Source organism: Enterococcus sp. AMC2644, assembly GCF_058216475.1.
On sequence record NZ_CM177095.1, the window covers coordinates 1,407,848 to 1,423,412 of the forward strand.

A 15,565-nucleotide genomic window follows, 5' to 3' on the forward strand; every position below is an offset into this window, starting at 1 on the left:
CAAAAAATCGCTAAATAGTTTGGCTATTTTATTATTAAGTAAGTTTATCTCACCATTTTTTATTGCGCTTGTCTTCTTGCTTGCCAACCTTTTGCTACAGAAATTAACATTGGTAATAAAGACACAAAAATGATAACGAGCATAATCATTGAAAAATGCGCATTGATAAAAGGAATATTCCCTAAGAAAAAGCCAGCAAATGTTGCTAATAAGACCCAACAACAACCACTAATCACATTATAAAACATGAATGTACTACGATTCATCTTAGTTGAACCAGCAATAAAGGGGACGAATGTCCGAATAAATGGTAAAAATCGTCCAATGAAAATAGTATATTTGCCTTTTTCATTAAAGAAATTTTCCGCTTTTTGCAGTTCTTCCGCTTTGATAAAACGTGATAGTTTTCCTTCGTACAAAGCATGTGTGCCAAAGTGACGACCCAAACTATAATTAATCGTGTTACCTAAAATTGATGCCACAATGCAAGTCACTAAAATCAAAGGTAAACTCAAACTGTTACTGATAGCAGCCAAAGCTCCGCCTGCAAACAACAAAGAGTCTCCTGGTAAAAATGGAAAGACAACTAAGCCAGTTTCAATGAATAAAATAGCAAATAATAACGGATAAATGCCTGCACCATACTGTTGTACTAAATAAAGTAAGTGTTCATCAACATGTAAAATAAAATCAATAATAATCATTTTTTCCCATCCATCTTTTCTTAGTATAGTTTTCACTGTTTTTTATCATACCATTTTTAATCAAAAAGAGCAGATGAAAAAACCAATCGTAAGAAATAATCAAAAAATAGCAAATTATTGCAAGAAAACGGTCATAACCATTCATAGATTCATCCCAAGAAATACACCCTCACTGCTTATCTTGCATTTTTTCCCATCGAAAATAACGCAAAGCAACCATATCCTGTATGGCTTGCAATGGTTGGTCCCAAAGAATAACGCATAACTGGAATATCTGGGTAGCTACGTTTTAGCTCTTCCATAATTTGTTGGGCAGTGTCTTGATCGCCACTATGGGCTAAATAAAATTGATTCACAATCGTTAAATCTAATTCGTGAACTGTTTCTGCGATAATTTTATGAATTGCTTTATTGCGGCCTCGTACTTTATCAACATTTTGTAGCTTACCTTCCCTATCAACTGTGATAATTGGTTTAACATGTAATAAACCACCGATCGTAGCTGCAGCTTTAGAAATGCGCCCACCTTTTTCAAGATGCTTCAAATCATTCACCATGACCCAAGAACGTACATGCATTTTATATGTTTCTAACCATTCGACAATCTCTTCTAGTGTTTTTCCAGCTTTTTGTAAACGAGCAGCCTCCATAACTAACATTCCTTCACCTAAACTGGCGGCCTTCGTATCAATACAATAAATAAGTGCTTGCGGATATTCTTCTTTCAATAATTCTACAGCTTGTAAGGCACTACTGTAAGAACCACTGAGACCTGAAGAAAAACCGATGTATAAAATGGGGACGTTATTTTCCACATGCGGACGAAAATATTCCATATAACGTCCAATATTTATTTGTGAGGTGGTTGGTTGTTTATTTTCTTGTAAGCTTTTTAAAAATCCATCATAATCAAATGTTTGACCTAAATCATCGACATATTCTTTTCCATCAAGTGTTAAAATCATTGGAATATACGCAACATCTGCTTGATCGAGGATTTCTGCGGGTAAATCGCAACACGCATCAGTAATAATTTGAAACATCTCTTTTCCCCTCCTGACCTAGTACTTCTTATTATACCAAAAGAAAAAAGATCCATCAGAAAATGTGTTTTCTGATGAATCTTTGATTAATTAAATTTGAGACCAAACACTTTCTAAAATATTCGTTTGATTACGATCTGGACCTACGGAGAAGGTCGAAATACGAACACCAACTAACTCAGAAACACGACGAACATAGTTACGAGCATTTTCTGGTAATTCAGCTAGTGATTTACAAGCAGTAATGTCTTCTGACCAACCTGGTAATTCTTCGTATACTGGTTTACAACGATTTAATTCTTTTAAGCTTGCTGGATAATGGTAAATTAATTCACCATCTAATTCATAAGCGGTACAAATTTTAACCGTATCTAAACCACTCAACACATCAATTGAGTTTAATGATAAGTTTGTAATCCCTGATACTCGACGAGAGTGGCGCATAACAACAGAGTCAAACCAACCAACACGACGTGGACGACCAGTTGTTGTACCATACTCACGACCAACTTTACGAATAGTTTCTCCTACTTCATCAAATAACTCTGTTGGGAATGGACCATCACCTACACGAGAAGTGTATGCTTTACAAACACCAACAACTTTATCAATTTTAGAAGGACCTACTCCACTACCAATTGTTACACCACCCGCAACTGGGTTTGAAGATGTTACAAATGGGTATGTTCCTTGGTCGATATCTAGCATAACACCTTGGGCACCTTCGAATAAAACGCGTTTGCCTTCATCCAATGCATCATTCAAAATAACAGAAGTGTCTGTTACATATTGCTTAATTTGTTGACCATATTCATAATATTCTTCAAAAATATCATCAAAGTCAATTGGTTCTGAATCAAACATTTTAACAAATTGACGGTTCTTATCTTCTAAATTAATACGTAGACGTTCTTCAAAAATTTCTTTATCTAACAAATCAGCCACACGGATACCAACACGAGCAGCTTTATCCATATAAGCTGGTCCAATCCCTTTAATGGTTGTACCAATTTTGTTATCGCCCTTAGCATCTTCTTGTAATTGATCCAATTTGATATGGTAAGGCAAGATAACATGCGCACGATCTGAGATACGTAAATTTTCTGTGCTAACTTCATGATCTTTTAAATAAGCTAATTCTTTTACTAGAGATTTCGGGTTAACGACAACACCATTTCCGATCACGCTAATTTTTTCTTTGTAGAAAATTCCTGATGGGATTAAGTGCAATTTGTATGTGACACCATCGAATTTGATTGTGTGACCTGCATTATCTCCACCTTGATAACGAGCGATGACTTCTGCATTTTCACTTAGGAAATCGGTGATCTTCCCTTTTCCTTCATCGCCCCATTGCGTACCTACAACTACCACTGATGACATATGAATACCTCTTTCTTTATTTAGTGCATTCCTAAATTATTGTAACAAGTTTTGAAAGTAATTTCAATAAAAATCGAATATTCACACCTTTTTAATTATTAAAAAAAGAAAAATACGAACATTTAATTAATTAAAAATATAAAATTAACGAAAAAACGAACATAGAAATAATATTCAAGAAAAAAGCTAGCAACCATTCTGATATGCTCTTCCTATATAGGGGCGATTTTATATGTCAAATAGGAACTCAACAGCCGCACATAAAAAACTGCTAGTGGGTTCCTAATATTCGTAGAAGTTTGATGGATAAAACTTCTTAGATTCACTAAGCGTCGTCAAGATTAATCAAGGAAAAAAGAAAGAACTGTTTGCCAAAAAATGGCAAACAGTTCTCTAGCAATTTTATTATATTTTTGGGTTAAAAACTTATGTCAAAGACTCGGTTAATTAACATTTTTCATAATTTTGATATAACGTCTCTAAAGCATTCATTTCTTGTTTTAATTTTTGACCCGTATTGGTGTTACCAACTGTCGTACGAGTATCCACAGTTTCAATCAATCGTTTAGTTGATAAAATATCACTACCTTCTGCGACAGCTGCATCTACAGAAGAGAACGGTTGATGGGCAACTAATTGAAGACCATAACTATTAGAAAGTAACGTATAGCCTGCCAGCCCCGTTTCTTGCTGATAGCTTTTAGCAAAGCCACCATCAATCACCAATAACCGACCATTGGCTTTAATTGGACTCTCACCTTTTTTAGCTTTTACAGGAGTATGACCATTGATGATATGTCCGGTAATCGGTAAATCAAATAAGGCTAAAATATCTTGGCAAATATGTTCTTCATTACGCAAATGATAATAAGCATTTTTTTCTTCCTTATGCGTTTTTTTATCTTCAATGTAGTAGCGTTCAAAGGTCGTCATTGCATTCTTACCAAATAACGAAGAACACTCTCCAGTCCACAGATACCACAATAAATCAGTTGCTAAATCATCAGAAACTGAATAATCTTTATAACTTTTACGCACTTGTTTCTCAAAATAGTCCAATAATTCTTTACCAGCATATTGTTTTTGATTAATACGGAAAGATTTAAAATCACCATTTTCATGTAATGGAATACAACCATGTAGGAGAAGATTTCCGTTATAACACAAATACATACTACCTTTTTCAATTAAAAAATCAGTGTGACGTCGAAGTTTTTCTGATGCTTGAAATGATAACATTAATTTGTTCAATAAGCGTTCTTCTTCTTCAGTCAATGCACAAGGATTGGTAGCATCTACGGTTGGCGCTTGAAAATTAACCAGTGGGTAACGTTTACCTTTTAAGCTAATTTCCTGCGTATTATAATCAATATTTTTTAGCATATGTCGGTCATTCATATGAAAATCCGGACGACGATCGATTAATTGTCCTTCTAATTTAAACTGTAAAATTGTTGTTGCTTGTTGCACGACATTTAAATACTCTTTTTCAGTAGCTGTCAGTTCATCCTCATCAGGCGCTAGTTTCGGAGCAAATTTCTCATTGGCAAGGTAATGTTTTTTACTATATTCAACTAAGGGACGAACATTGATACCATAGCGTTCTTCAACAATATCTAAATTCCCATAACGGGCACAAATTCGCAATAAATTCATAATTGCAATCGGCGAACCTGCCATTGCCGCCATCCAAACAATGTCATGGTTTCCCCATTGAATATCTACTGAATGATGTTGAATCAAACGTTCCATAATAAAATCGGGTGCTGGACCACGATCATAAATATCACCAACCACATGTAAATGGTCAACCACAAATCGTTGAACTAAATAGCATAAATCTTTAATTAAAGCAGTCGCCTGATGAAGCTGAATAATTTTATCAATGATTGCGTGGAAATACCCTTCTTTTCCAGGTTCTTTTTGAGATTCAGTTAATAGTTCTTCAATAATATAACTAAAACGTTTTGGCAAAGCTTTACGTACTTTTGAACGTGTATATTTACGACTAGAAAAGTTAATAGTTTGAATGAGCAATTGAATTTTTTCTCCATACCACTGCTCACGTTCGACTTGAGTCATTCGGGATTTTTCTAGTTGCATTTTTTCTTCTGGATAATAAATCAAAGTTGCTAGATCATCAATATCCACCGGTGTATCAGCAAAACATTCAACTAATTTTTCTTTAACACTTCCCGAACCATTGCGTAACACATGGTCAAAAGCCTCAAATTCTCCATGAACGTCACTCACAAAATGTTCTGTTCCTTTTGGCAAATGCAAAATAGCTTCTAAGTTAATAATCTCGGTAACAACATTTTCCTTGTTCTGAAATTTTTCTTTTAATAAAGCATAATATTTTTCCTCTAACATAGACTCACCCCGTTTGTTCAGTACTATATCAAAATTATTCAGCTTGTACAAGATTAAAATACAAGTTAAACAAAAAAGAACCGCCAAAGCAGTTCTTAAGCAAATTCTTCTCTTGGAGAAAGCGAAGAAAATTTATTATATTCTTTGATAAAAAGTAATTCAACTGTACCACGGGCACCACTACGGTTTTTTTCAATAATTACTTCGATAACATTATCGTTTTGTGGTTCCTCACCATTCTCATCCTCATCGCCTTCTCGTTGATAATAATCATCCCGATATAAGAAGGCAACAATATCGGCATCTTGTTCAATCGAACCTGATTCACGAATATCACTTAACACAGGGCGTTTGTCTTGGCGTTGCTCTACCCCACGAGAAAGCTGAGACAAAGCAATCACGGGTACTTTTAATTCTTTTGCCAATTTTTTTAGTTGACGAGAAATTTCCGAAACTTCTTGTTGGCGACTTTCGCGTCCTGTGCCTTCAATTAATTGTAAGTAATCAATCAATATTAACCCTAAGTTTCCTTTTTCCTGTGCTAATTTACGACAACGGGCACGAATTTCTGAAATTTTAATCCCTGGTGTATCATCAATATAGATACTAGCTCGTGATAAACTTCCCATCGCCACAATTAAATTTCGCCATTCATCATCGGTTAATTGTCCTGTTCGCAAATGACTTGCTTCAATCGAACCTTCTGCACAAAGCATCCGACTCACTAACGATTCAGCCCCCATTTCCAGACTAAAAATAGCGACAGTATTATCTGTTTTCGTTCCTACGTTTTGAGCAATATTTAGTGCAAATGCAGTTTTACCTACAGCAGGACGTGCAGCTAGAATAATCAATTCTTCCTTTTGTAAACCTGCTGTCATTTTATCCAATGCCTGATAACCTGTTGGTAAACCAGTAATTTCTTCATCATTTTGTGCCAAACGGTCAATATTTTCAATCGTTCGATTTAAGACATCAGCAATAGATTGAAAACCTGTACTGTTTCTTTTTTCTGATACTTCTAGAATACTTTTTTCTGCATCATCAACAATTGCTTGAACCTCTTCATCTTGCTCAAACCCTTTAGTGACGATTCGATTAGCAGCTTGAATTAAATTACGTAAGGTTGCTTTATCATCAACAATTTTTGCATAATGTGATACACCCGCTGAAGAAGGCGAAGCTTGGCCCAACTCGGTTAGATAACTAATACCACCTACGTCTTCCAACGCATTGCTTTTTTCAATTTCAGCTTTTAATGTAATCAAATCAATCGCTTCATTACGATCATTCAACTGAATCATACACTGAAAGATAATTTGATGACTGCGACGGTAAAAGTCACGGGGCTCAATCAATTCCATTGCTTCTATAATGGCATCAGAATCAAGGAAAACGGCCCCCAAGACGGCTTGTTCTGCTTCTATATCTTGCGGTGGCACACGATCTTGCCAAACTTCATTCATACGTTTCTCTCCTATACTTAGTCAGTGCATTTATTTTACAATTATTTGACTAAAATGCAAAGTGCAAGGCAGACCCGAACTCTCGAAATCTGCCTGCGTGTGTATTATTCACTAACAACATGTACCTTAATAGTTGCTGTAACTTCTGGATGCAATTTTGCTGGCACATCAGTAAAGCCTAATGAACGAATAGGTTGTTTTAAATCAACTTTTCGTTTATCAACTTTGATTTTATATTGCTTGTTCAATGCATCAGTAATTTGTTTGGAAGGAATTGAACCAAATAGACGACTATCTGCGCCTGCTTTTGCTTTAATTTCAACTACAGTTTCTTCTTTTTCCAAGAAATCTTTAAGTGTTTGTGCCTCTTTTAACGATTCAGCATCTTGCTTTTCTTTCGCTTTTTTCTTGCCTGACATCTCTGCTAAACTTTCACGATTGGCTTCTTTAGCCAAATTATTTTTAATTAAATAGTTTTGGGCATAACCAGTTGGTACTTCTTTTACTTGGCCTTTTTTTCCTTTTCCTTTAACGTCTTCTAAGAAAATAACTTTCATGTTGATTACTCCTTTTCTTCCAGTATTCTTAATTCATTAAATAGCATTTCACGAACTTTTTCAAGCGTTTTTCCCTCGATTTGTGTAGCTGCATTAGTGAAATGACCTCCACCACCGAAGTTTTCCATTAATCGTTGCACGTTCACTTTACCCGAACTACGAGCACTAATTCCTATGCGCTGATCCAAACGTTTTGTAATGACAAAAGCAGCTTGAATATCATTCATCGATAGTAACGTATCGGCAGCTTTAGCAATGGTTACATTATCATAAGCTTTGTCTTCAGGACCAACTGAAACGACAATTTCTGGTGTAACGTATTCACTACGCGATACCAATTCACTAATTTGCAAATACGCCTCTAAATCAGAACTTAATAAATCATGAACAATTGACAAATCAGCCCCATGATTTTTTAAATAACTGGCAAGATCGAACGTTCGTCCTGTTGTTCGAACGGCAAAGCTTTTGGTATCAACATAAATTCCCGCAAGTAATAAAGTAGCTGTGATTTTTGATAAATGATGATTTTTATCAGCTTGGTATTGAATCAATTCAGCTACTAATTCGGACGCTGATGAAGCAGATGCTTCAATATACGTCAAAAGAGGATTCGCTGGAAATTCATCTCCTCGACGATGGTGATCAATAATTACAATTTTTTCAACAGCTTCATACACTTCTTGTGAAATTGACATTGAAGGTTTGTGGTAATCTACCATTACTAAAACACTATGCTTATCAAGTAACTTCAATGCTTCTTTACTTGAAATAACCATATTTTTCACTTCTGGATAATTATCAATTTCGATTAAACCGCGAGTGATATCTGCAGTTACTTCATCACGATTTAAAATGATATAACATTCTTTATTCATAAATTTTCCAAGAGTCGCTACTCCAAAAGCAGCACCGATAGCATCCATATCCGGATAACGATGCCCCATAATAAAGATTTTTTGATTGTCTTTAAAAATGCGATTCAGCGACATACTCATCGCGCGTGAACGTGTTCTAGTTCGTTTAATGGTACCGTCAGTATTGCCTCCAAAAAACTGTGGTTTTGCTTGTGGATCAGTATCCTTCATTACAACTTGATCGCCCCCACGAGCCAACGCCATATCTAGATTACTTTGAGCAATTTCACCAATTTTTTCAGCAGATGTTTCTCCATAGGCAATTCCCATACTAATTGTTAAAACTAATTCATTATGGACTTCTGAATTTTTAACATGTTGTAATAAATCAAAATTTTTCTCTTGCATTCGTAAAATATCCGTTGTATCAGCGACAAAAAAATAACGTTCTGAATTAATACGCTTATAAAAAACATGATACTCACTTGCCCAATCAGAAACTAACGTTGTAACTAATGTATTGAGGTAAGAAATATGTTTGTCATCCATTTTATCAATTACATCATCGTAATTATCTAGTGAGATAATACCAATTGCTGTTGTCATATTTTACTCCTTAATCTATCTCGATTCATCTATAATGAACGCCAACAAAATGAAAACTTTACCTTTTATTTTACCACAAATTGATGAAACTTGCTTTTTCATTTTCTTTGGTCAAAAAAAAGATCTCACTAGCTAAACCAGTGAGATCTTGGAAAATTAGGGCTCTATACTTTTTAGTGTTGGTAGAAATTGCCAGCACTTTTTTTGTGTGTATAACTAAACAGACATCTTGAAATCCGTTAGAATAAAGTCGACGAAAACCAATCTAAGGAGGAATCAAGATGTCCATCTCTCATTTTATCAGAGAAGTTTTAGATATTCTAGATTTTAATATTACTTTTTATGAAAACGAAACAGAAAAGCAGCTTGGAAATTATACAAAAGAACGAATCAAAGGAGAAATTTGTCACGTATTTGATGGTAGACTTTCTTATACACCTGATAATTGTGAAAAATGCGGAGAAAGTAATGAAAAGACGATCATTAAATGGGGATTTAAAACGGTTATGACTCAGGTAAACAAAGTATCTGAATACAAAACCTATCTTCGTCTAAAGAAACAACGATTTAAATGCAAAGCTTGTAATCAAACCTTTGTCGCTTCCTCGACCTTGACGCAACCGAACTGTTCCATTGCTCAACGAGTGAAATTGAAAATTGCGACCATGTTGGAAGACTCCGTCTCTATGACCTATATTGCCAAACAAATCGGTGTCGCTCCTATGACGGTTTTGCGTGTTCTTCGGGACTTCTACCAACCAACATTGCCGGAAAAACAAGCATTGCCTACGGTGCTTTGCTTGGATGAATTTAAATCAGGAGCGTTTGCCGAAGGAGCTATGAGTTGTATTCTCGTGGATGGAGAAAACCGGCGACTACTTGATGTGTTAGAGGATCGACGGAAAGTTCGGCTAGAAACCTATTTCTACCGCTATTCCTTAGAAGAAAGACAGGCAGTAAACATTGTTGTGACCGATTTTTATTCACCCTATATCACTTTGACAAAAGAACTCTTTCCAAATGCACAGGTGTTAATTGATCGTTTTCATATTGTTCAGTTGATTGGAAGAACGTTTCAAAACCAGCGAATCACTGTTATGAAGTCCTTTCCCGATACTGATAAACGCTACCGACAGTTAAAAAAATATTGGAAACTACTTCAGAAAAGACAGAGTGAGTTAGACTGGAGTCATCGGTATTGGCGTCCTTCTTTTAAGGATTATTTAACGCAGACAGAGATTGTGGATCGTCTCCTTACTTACGATCCAGAGTTAAATCGAGGATATGAGACCTATCAAGCATTCTTACGTGTGCTACGTTATTCTGAGGAAAAAGAAAAACAAAAAGAAGCCATTGAAGGTTTTGAAGAATTACTGACACAAAGCTACAAACACCTGTCTGAAGGCTATCAAAAAACGATTCGTACGTATAAAAAATATCGAAAAGAAATCATCCTTGCTTTGATTTTGTCTTATTCAAATGGACCTGTGGAAGCAACGAATAATCATATTAAAGTCATCAAACGAACGGCTTATGGTTTTCGAAATTTCATTAATTTTAAGATTCGAATCTTTATCCAACGTGGGAAATACTATCGCACGTTGCCAATCAAAACCAAAGAAAAAGGTCAAGCAGCGAAAAACGCTGCTTGACCCAAAGACGCTATTCGAACTGTTAAAGATTGTCTAAACTTTTACCAACACCAGTTGTTAAAGAGCCAAAATTAGTTTTCTTCGCCTACGAATAAAGTTGCTATTTCTCTACGTTTCTAGGGATTGAGTTTCTAGTATTTTTAGACGTTGAAAGAGTAAAATAGTTTCACTAATATTCACTATCTTATTATCAATCGGATTCAAAAACGTATTCAAAATTCTTCATCTAACGTGGGGCAATTTCTCTCGAATGAGGGGAATTTTTTTATTTAAGCATTCAAATCTTATAACGGTTGAATACATCATATCCCGCTAATATCAAATACTTAAATTGTTTCAATATATTCTTTTTCCTTATAACTATATGAAGCTATTAAACTATCAGTTATTTCTACATTACACCCTTCAATATAAGCTTTACACCATGGACCATCCGGAGCATGAGAAATAGACACTAATTGATTTGCTGTTCTGGGCCAATATGTTCTTATTGTTTCAGTTAATGCTTTTATCACGTTTACATAATCTTTACTCATAGCTATTTTAGCTAATGACATTGGTACGGTAAGTTCTTCAAAAGAAAATACTGTATCATCCTCTTCTATCTCACTTCGACCATAACCTTTGTATGCATGATACACTTCCTCAACTACCGGGCCGTATTTGTATGCAATAATTTTCTCGCTAAATAACCTTTCAGATGTCATTTCTAAATAAGTTGAGTATGCAAAATAAATTAATTTCTGTAACTTTAAATTAGTAATGGGTGCTATCGTCACAAAAAATTTTGCTATATCTAATGCACTTATTTCTTTATCTTTTTTCAATAATTTAATAAAGCCATCCATGTTGTCAGCTATATAAATATCTTTAAAAAACGAATCTTTTTCATAAACGCTTTCCCATGAAGTAGAATCAGTAGTTAATCTATGAATCCCAAAATCGATTTTTCCTAACTCAGCTTTACTTTTAGTTAAAAAATCCTCTATAACCGATTTATCAAGATTTTCTTCCGATGAATAATGCCATCCAATTCTTGTACCGCCTTCATAATAACTAGCTATTGCAATAAAATGATACGCCATTACTCATCATCCTTTCTTGATAAAGTTCCTTCTTTATATTTTTTCGGCCAAATAATATACTCTCTCTTTGCTTTATGTTCTGCATGAGAAATTTCATTTGAAACTGCATTTTCAGTATTCCATAATTGTAACTCCCATGGAAAGTACTTATTGTTCATATTTTTAAAATAAATATGTGTAGCGATATAGCCATCTCTGTCTCTGTTATACCATCTCATCAACTGTATGTTTGTTTTAACTTCCTCCATGAACATCTTAAATTCTTCTGATGTACTGTGGAATTCATCTAGAATAAGTCTAAATCCTAATAAATCATTCAGACACTTCTGTATTGCAATTCGTCCATCTTCATGATTAGAATAGTAATACAACAACTTGTTTTGAATAGATTCTTTTTGTTTTAATCGAATTCTTCCATCCCAATCTTTATAATCAACATCAAAATCAGAATACGCAATTACTAAATTTAATTTTTCATAATATTCATCTATATACTCTAAAAATTCACTAGAAACTTTATTAGAGATTACAACATCCTTGACTGACATATTACGTAAATTATACGATGTATTAGAAAAGTGATCCTCAGATATCGTTTTATGTAATTCATTGATATCAAAAATACTTTTCCTTAGTAACTCAAAATTCATACAAGAGACCTTTCGGCGAAGCTTTATATTATACACTATATGCCTAACAAAAGCTACTATATTTTCTATACTATATATAGTATACCAATGGGAACATAGTAAGTAAATATAAATCGCTTGACAAATGGAAAGTTTAGACATTTTTAAGTGTATGTATGCTAAAAGAGTGAATCAAAAAAGCCTAAGCAACCGCCTAGAAAATTAATACTAACAAAAAAGGCTGCACATAATCATGCAACCCTCTAAATTCTGAAATAAACTGAAACTACTAATCTGCTACATCGCTTACTACAACCACATTTACCGCCTTGTTACGTCCTTCATGCTCTGTTACTTCATATTCCACTTGTTGCCCTTCAACTAGCTTTCTGTAGCCATTCATCTTGATTCTTGAATGATGGACAAAGATGTCAATTCCATTTCAAAGAAAGCAACAGAACGATCTTTAAGTTTTCCTGACTGTGGTTTAATTACAAGATATTCGCCTTCATCGTCATTATCTTCACTTGTTGTGTAGTCAGTAATTCTTCCAGAAAGTATTTTTCCATCTTTAAAAGTTACACGTACCGTTTTACCAACGAAACTTTCTAAATCCATTCTATTTTTCTCCTTTCCAAGACAACACCGTGTTCTCTTATTTCTGTATCATCATAAGAATATTCATCACTTCATTATATCCGATTTTTCCGATAAATTAGATATAAGTTCAAAATACTTGGTATTCATCCAATGAAGATGGTGCTTGATTATCCAAAATTTTACTGATAGTAGGCAACTCTTTTTCATGCCATCATCACAAGTTACAATTTCTACCACGAATTACCACATATAACTAGCATTTATATCAGTGTGTGTTAGTCTCCCTAATATTGCAAGTGATGAGTGCTATATTTAGCATAAACTCTATCATAACGTGGTAAATAAGCAATATTCTGCAAGGTATATAAATTCTTATTCCCATCTTTCTGGTTTGTAACGCTACATGTAACGCTATGTAGCGCTACGTTTGAAAGGGAGCGTTTTTTATGTGCTTTTTTGAAACAATCTATTTCTATGTCATCAAATTTCTAATAGGTGTAATAATGAGTATGGATATTCTGCAAAGCAGTCTTTAAGTCTGGTCCTAGAAATTTTGGTTTTGCAGCGTTATTTCGGATCTTTCTCCATGCTTCCCACTCCAAAGTTACTAAATGAAGTGACGTATTATCTTTTACAATAGTTTCAGCTTTATCTATAGCATTCTGGCGATAATCAAGTAACGATTGCTCTGTTTCTAGTATTAATTGAGCGGCCTCTTTGACAATTCTCTCTGCTTCTTTTTTCTTCTGTAAATATTCGGATATTACTATTTTTCTGATAATTGACTCAACCATCATTTTCACACGCGCTTCAATGCTCTTTTCTTCTGCTGTAATTTGTTCATATACTTCATCACTCATAGAACAATATTCATTGTAATTACTCTCCAATAATTTAATTTCATTTAATAAATCAAAACTAGGTTGATCTTCCAATTGTTCTTTTAATTCCTTTATTTTTTTATTAGCTTCTCTAAGTTCTCCATTCATTTTATTGCGTTTGGAGTTCAATTCCTGTAATGGTTTAAGCAAGTCATTAATTTTCTGAATACTTTGTTTTACTTCCTCATTCATTTTTCCAGCCATTTTCAAACCTCCTATTTGTTATCAAAGAAACTATATTTTAGCGGTTGCTGTCTGTTTTGTTGGGCTATACGTTTTCCCATCGTACCAGGAACATATTTATTTTTATTTATTACCACAAATTCTCTTGCTTGAAGTTCCTGATCTTCTCTTGTTGTCAACTTTCCCAATGTTTCTACTTGTTCATCCGTAAGATTGTTCTCTTTTCCTAATAGACTTGCATAGCGTTTGGCAAAGTCCGAGTTAAAAGTAAATGTTTCTAATGGTTGCTGTTCGTTGTTTTCTACACTCATTCTAATTCCTCCAGTTGATTAATCTAAAAATATTATTGATTTTCTACCTTTTTGCTTTTCTTCAAAAGAAAGACCAAATATTTTTGCCCATCGTTCAAATTCAAGTGATTCACTTATGTAAATCTGTATTTGTAGTTGAATACATTGGATTATTTCTTGAATATAAACGTTTTTCCATAAGCGATTAGCATTTATATTAGCTGTTCTATAACTACAGCCATACGCTCTCATGTAAGCTCTAGTGCGATTTAAATCTTTAAAATATTCCCAACAAAATGAGATGTTTTTATTTGTCAATAACCGATGATTTACATACCATTCTGTATGATCAAACATTTCATCCCTAGTCATTTTATATTTACTACGAGTATTCCTTAGGTGTCTTATTAAGTTTTCATAGTCTTCACTCATTCCTAAAACCTCATTTTGACTAGCATCTGTCATATCTTTTGTAACGCTATAATCCACAACACTAACCTTGGTTAACACGCTACTTGCTTTTCTAGTACAATATTCCTTTGACTATAGCGCTTCTACATCGTTCCGTTATAGAGTTGCAACCTGTGTTATTTTGTATGCAAAAAAGAGGATATGACACACCTCACAAAAGCGATGTGTTCATATCCTCTAGAATTCTAGTCAGATAGTTCTTTTATTTATTATCTTATTATATCATTTTTCACGAAAGAAAACTATTTTTTAATTGATTTCTCAATGTTTCTACTGTTTTTTTGCCACTAGGTAAGTCTAACAAATCAACAGGCTTTTTCTTTTCATGCTGTTCCACTAATACAAGTGTTCCATCTTGAATTTTTAGAGTAACGTTACTGAAATCCGCTACTTCTACGCATTTATATTTATTATCCTTTCCAATAAATATAACTTTGTTCATACTTTAGCCTCCTATACGGTTTTGCCAACCGTTCAAGTCTGTTTCTTCGATAATCTTGATTAAACGGCTCATATCTACTACTTGTGCTTTGTATGAAGCAAGACCCTCTGCACGTTCTTCCTCGCTGGTAGCGATAAAGTACCCCCTATTTGTGGGTTCTCCGTGTCTGATAGCACAAATTGGTATTCCCTTTTTCCTCAAACTATTGATTACTTCATATACACTTCGTTCATCGATATCAATTAAGCTACTGATTTCTCTAATCGCTACTTTTCTTTCAATACTTAGCGGAATTAAATCTAATACTGCCTGTTCGATAATTGTTAATTCTGTCATACTCGTT

17 protein-coding genes are annotated in these 15,565 nt (G+C 34.2%); 1 reads left to right on the forward strand and 16 read right to left on the reverse strand.

Annotation, left to right across the window (positions count from 1 at the left end; genetic code table 11):
* Positions 1-59: 59 nt before the first annotated feature.
* From AC4BC5_RS06880 to AC4BC5_RS06910, 7 genes are all read right to left on the reverse strand, one after another.
* On the reverse strand, positions 60-704 hold the full coding sequence (locus AC4BC5_RS06880; protein WP_490497375.1) for a VTT domain-containing protein: 645 nt from the start codon (positions 702-704) through the stop codon (positions 60-62).
* A gap of 176 nt (positions 705-880) precedes the next feature.
* Positions 881-1,747 carry a DegV family protein gene (locus AC4BC5_RS06885; RefSeq protein WP_490497376.1) on the reverse strand — a complete coding sequence of 289 codons (867 nt, stop codon included), beginning with the start codon at positions 1,745-1,747 and terminating at the stop codon, positions 881-883.
* Between the two features lie 90 nt (positions 1,748-1,837).
* A complete protein-coding gene (locus AC4BC5_RS06890) occupies positions 1,838-3,130 on the reverse strand; it encodes an adenylosuccinate synthase (RefSeq protein ID WP_490497377.1) in 1,293 nt (430 codons plus the stop codon).
* Positions 3,131-3,577: 447 nt separating this feature from the next.
* Positions 3,578-5,503: a fructose-1,6-bisphosphatase gene (locus AC4BC5_RS06895; RefSeq protein ID WP_490497378.1), complete on the reverse strand. Its 1,926-nt coding sequence runs from the start codon at positions 5,501-5,503 to the stop codon at positions 3,578-3,580.
* A 95-nt stretch (positions 5,504-5,598) separates the two neighbouring features.
* Positions 5,599-6,969 carry a replicative DNA helicase gene (dnaB, locus tag AC4BC5_RS06900; protein ID WP_490497379.1) on the reverse strand — a complete coding sequence of 457 codons (1,371 nt, stop codon included), beginning with the start codon at positions 6,967-6,969 and terminating at the stop codon, positions 5,599-5,601.
* A gap of 104 nt (positions 6,970-7,073) precedes the next feature.
* The gene (rplI, locus tag AC4BC5_RS06905; protein ID WP_490497380.1) at positions 7,074-7,526 is read right to left on the reverse strand and encodes a 50S ribosomal protein L9; all 453 of its coding nucleotides are present in this window, start codon (positions 7,524-7,526) and stop codon (positions 7,074-7,076) included.
* Positions 7,527-7,531: 5 nt separating this feature from the next.
* A complete protein-coding gene (locus AC4BC5_RS06910) occupies positions 7,532-8,989 on the reverse strand; it encodes a GGDEF domain-containing protein (protein ID WP_490497381.1) in 1,458 nt (485 codons plus the stop codon).
* Positions 8,990-9,270: 281 nt separating this feature from the next.
* On the opposite strand from AC4BC5_RS06910, the gene AC4BC5_RS06915 reads away from it, so the two are divergent.
* The gene (locus AC4BC5_RS06915; RefSeq protein WP_490497382.1) at positions 9,271-10,641 is read left to right on the forward strand and encodes an ISL3 family transposase; all 1,371 of its coding nucleotides are present in this window, start codon (positions 9,271-9,273) and stop codon (positions 10,639-10,641) included.
* A 326-nt stretch (positions 10,642-10,967) separates the two neighbouring features.
* Here AC4BC5_RS06915 and AC4BC5_RS06920 read toward each other — a convergent pair whose 3' ends face one another.
* The 9 genes from AC4BC5_RS06920 to AC4BC5_RS06960 form a co-directional block, all read right to left on the reverse strand.
* On the reverse strand, positions 10,968-11,726 hold the full coding sequence (locus tag AC4BC5_RS06920; protein ID WP_490497383.1) for a Panacea domain-containing protein: 759 nt from the start codon (positions 11,724-11,726) through the stop codon (positions 10,968-10,970).
* A complete protein-coding gene (locus AC4BC5_RS06925; protein ID WP_490497384.1) occupies positions 11,726-12,376 on the reverse strand; it encodes a hypothetical protein in 651 nt (216 codons plus the stop codon). The genes AC4BC5_RS06920 and AC4BC5_RS06925 overlap by 1 nt, the downstream gene beginning before the upstream one ends.
* A 268-nt stretch (positions 12,377-12,644) precedes the next feature.
* Positions 12,645-12,758 carry a cold shock domain-containing protein gene (locus AC4BC5_RS06930; RefSeq protein ID WP_490497385.1) on the reverse strand — a complete coding sequence of 38 codons (114 nt, stop codon included), beginning with the start codon at positions 12,756-12,758 and terminating at the stop codon, positions 12,645-12,647.
* Complete coding sequence (locus AC4BC5_RS06935; protein WP_490497386.1) at positions 12,755-12,973, reverse strand: hypothetical protein; 219 nt, start codon at positions 12,971-12,973, stop codon at positions 12,755-12,757. Before AC4BC5_RS06935 ends, AC4BC5_RS06930 begins: the two co-directional genes overlap by 4 nt.
* A gap of 470 nt (positions 12,974-13,443) precedes the next feature.
* Complete coding sequence (locus AC4BC5_RS06940; RefSeq protein WP_490497387.1) at positions 13,444-14,040, reverse strand: hypothetical protein; 597 nt, start codon at positions 14,038-14,040, stop codon at positions 13,444-13,446.
* A gap of 11 nt (positions 14,041-14,051) precedes the next feature.
* Positions 14,052-14,330 carry a hypothetical protein gene (locus AC4BC5_RS06945; protein WP_490497388.1) on the reverse strand — a complete coding sequence of 93 codons (279 nt, stop codon included), beginning with the start codon at positions 14,328-14,330 and terminating at the stop codon, positions 14,052-14,054.
* Between the two features lie 18 nt (positions 14,331-14,348).
* A complete protein-coding gene (locus tag AC4BC5_RS06950) occupies positions 14,349-14,819 on the reverse strand; it encodes a terminase small subunit (RefSeq protein ID WP_490497389.1) in 471 nt (156 codons plus the stop codon).
* A gap of 190 nt (positions 14,820-15,009) precedes the next feature.
* Complete coding sequence (locus tag AC4BC5_RS06955) at positions 15,010-15,222, reverse strand: hypothetical protein (protein WP_490497390.1); 213 nt, start codon at positions 15,220-15,222, stop codon at positions 15,010-15,012.
* Positions 15,223-15,225: 3 nt separating this feature from the next.
* Positions 15,226-15,558: a hypothetical protein gene (locus AC4BC5_RS06960; RefSeq protein WP_490497391.1), complete on the reverse strand. Its 333-nt coding sequence runs from the start codon at positions 15,556-15,558 to the stop codon at positions 15,226-15,228.
* Between the last annotated feature and the right edge of the window lie 7 nt (positions 15,559-15,565).

What these genes read in the sequence shown, in the direction of transcription:
- AC4BC5_RS06880 (WP_490497375.1), bottom strand. Translation starts at nt 704, where the DNA reads ATGATTATTATTGATTTTATTTTACATGTTGATGAACACTTACTTTAT.
- AC4BC5_RS06885 (WP_490497376.1), bottom strand. Translation starts at nt 1,747, where the DNA reads ATGTTTCAAATTATTACTGATGCGTGTTGCGATTTACCCGCAGAAATC.
- AC4BC5_RS06890 (WP_490497377.1), bottom strand. Translation starts at nt 3,130, where the DNA reads ATGTCATCAGTGGTAGTTGTAGGTACGCAATGGGGCGATGAAGGAAAA.
- AC4BC5_RS06895 (WP_490497378.1), bottom strand. Translation starts at nt 5,503, where the DNA reads ATGTTAGAGGAAAAATATTATGCTTTATTAAAAGAAAAATTTCAGAAC.
- dnaB (WP_490497379.1), bottom strand. Translation starts at nt 6,969, where the DNA reads ATGAATGAAGTTTGGCAAGATCGTGTGCCACCGCAAGATATAGAAGCA.
- rplI (WP_490497380.1), bottom strand. Translation starts at nt 7,526, where the DNA reads ATGAAAGTTATTTTCTTAGAAGACGTTAAAGGAAAAGGAAAAAAAGGC.
- AC4BC5_RS06910 (WP_490497381.1), bottom strand. Translation starts at nt 8,989, where the DNA reads ATGACAACAGCAATTGGTATTATCTCACTAGATAATTACGATGATGTA.
- AC4BC5_RS06915 (WP_490497382.1), top strand. Translation starts at nt 9,271, where the DNA reads ATGTCCATCTCTCATTTTATCAGAGAAGTTTTAGATATTCTAGATTTT.
- AC4BC5_RS06920 (WP_490497383.1), bottom strand. Translation starts at nt 11,726, where the DNA reads ATGGCGTATCATTTTATTGCAATAGCTAGTTATTATGAAGGCGGTACA.
- AC4BC5_RS06925 (WP_490497384.1), bottom strand. Translation starts at nt 12,376, where the DNA reads ATGAATTTTGAGTTACTAAGGAAAAGTATTTTTGATATCAATGAATTA.
- AC4BC5_RS06930 (WP_490497385.1), bottom strand. Translation starts at nt 12,758, where the DNA reads ATGAATGGCTACAGAAAGCTAGTTGAAGGGCAACAAGTGGAATATGAA.
- AC4BC5_RS06935 (WP_490497386.1), bottom strand. Translation starts at nt 12,973, where the DNA reads ATGGATTTAGAAAGTTTCGTTGGTAAAACGGTACGTGTAACTTTTAAA.
- AC4BC5_RS06940 (WP_490497387.1), bottom strand. Translation starts at nt 14,040, where the DNA reads ATGGCTGGAAAAATGAATGAGGAAGTAAAACAAAGTATTCAGAAAATT.
- AC4BC5_RS06945 (WP_490497388.1), bottom strand. Translation starts at nt 14,330, where the DNA reads ATGAGTGTAGAAAACAACGAACAGCAACCATTAGAAACATTTACTTTT.
- AC4BC5_RS06955 (WP_490497390.1), bottom strand. Translation starts at nt 15,222, where the DNA reads ATGAACAAAGTTATATTTATTGGAAAGGATAATAAATATAAATGCGTA.
- AC4BC5_RS06960 (WP_490497391.1), bottom strand. Translation starts at nt 15,558, where the DNA reads ATGACAGAATTAACAATTATCGAACAGGCAGTATTAGATTTAATTCCG.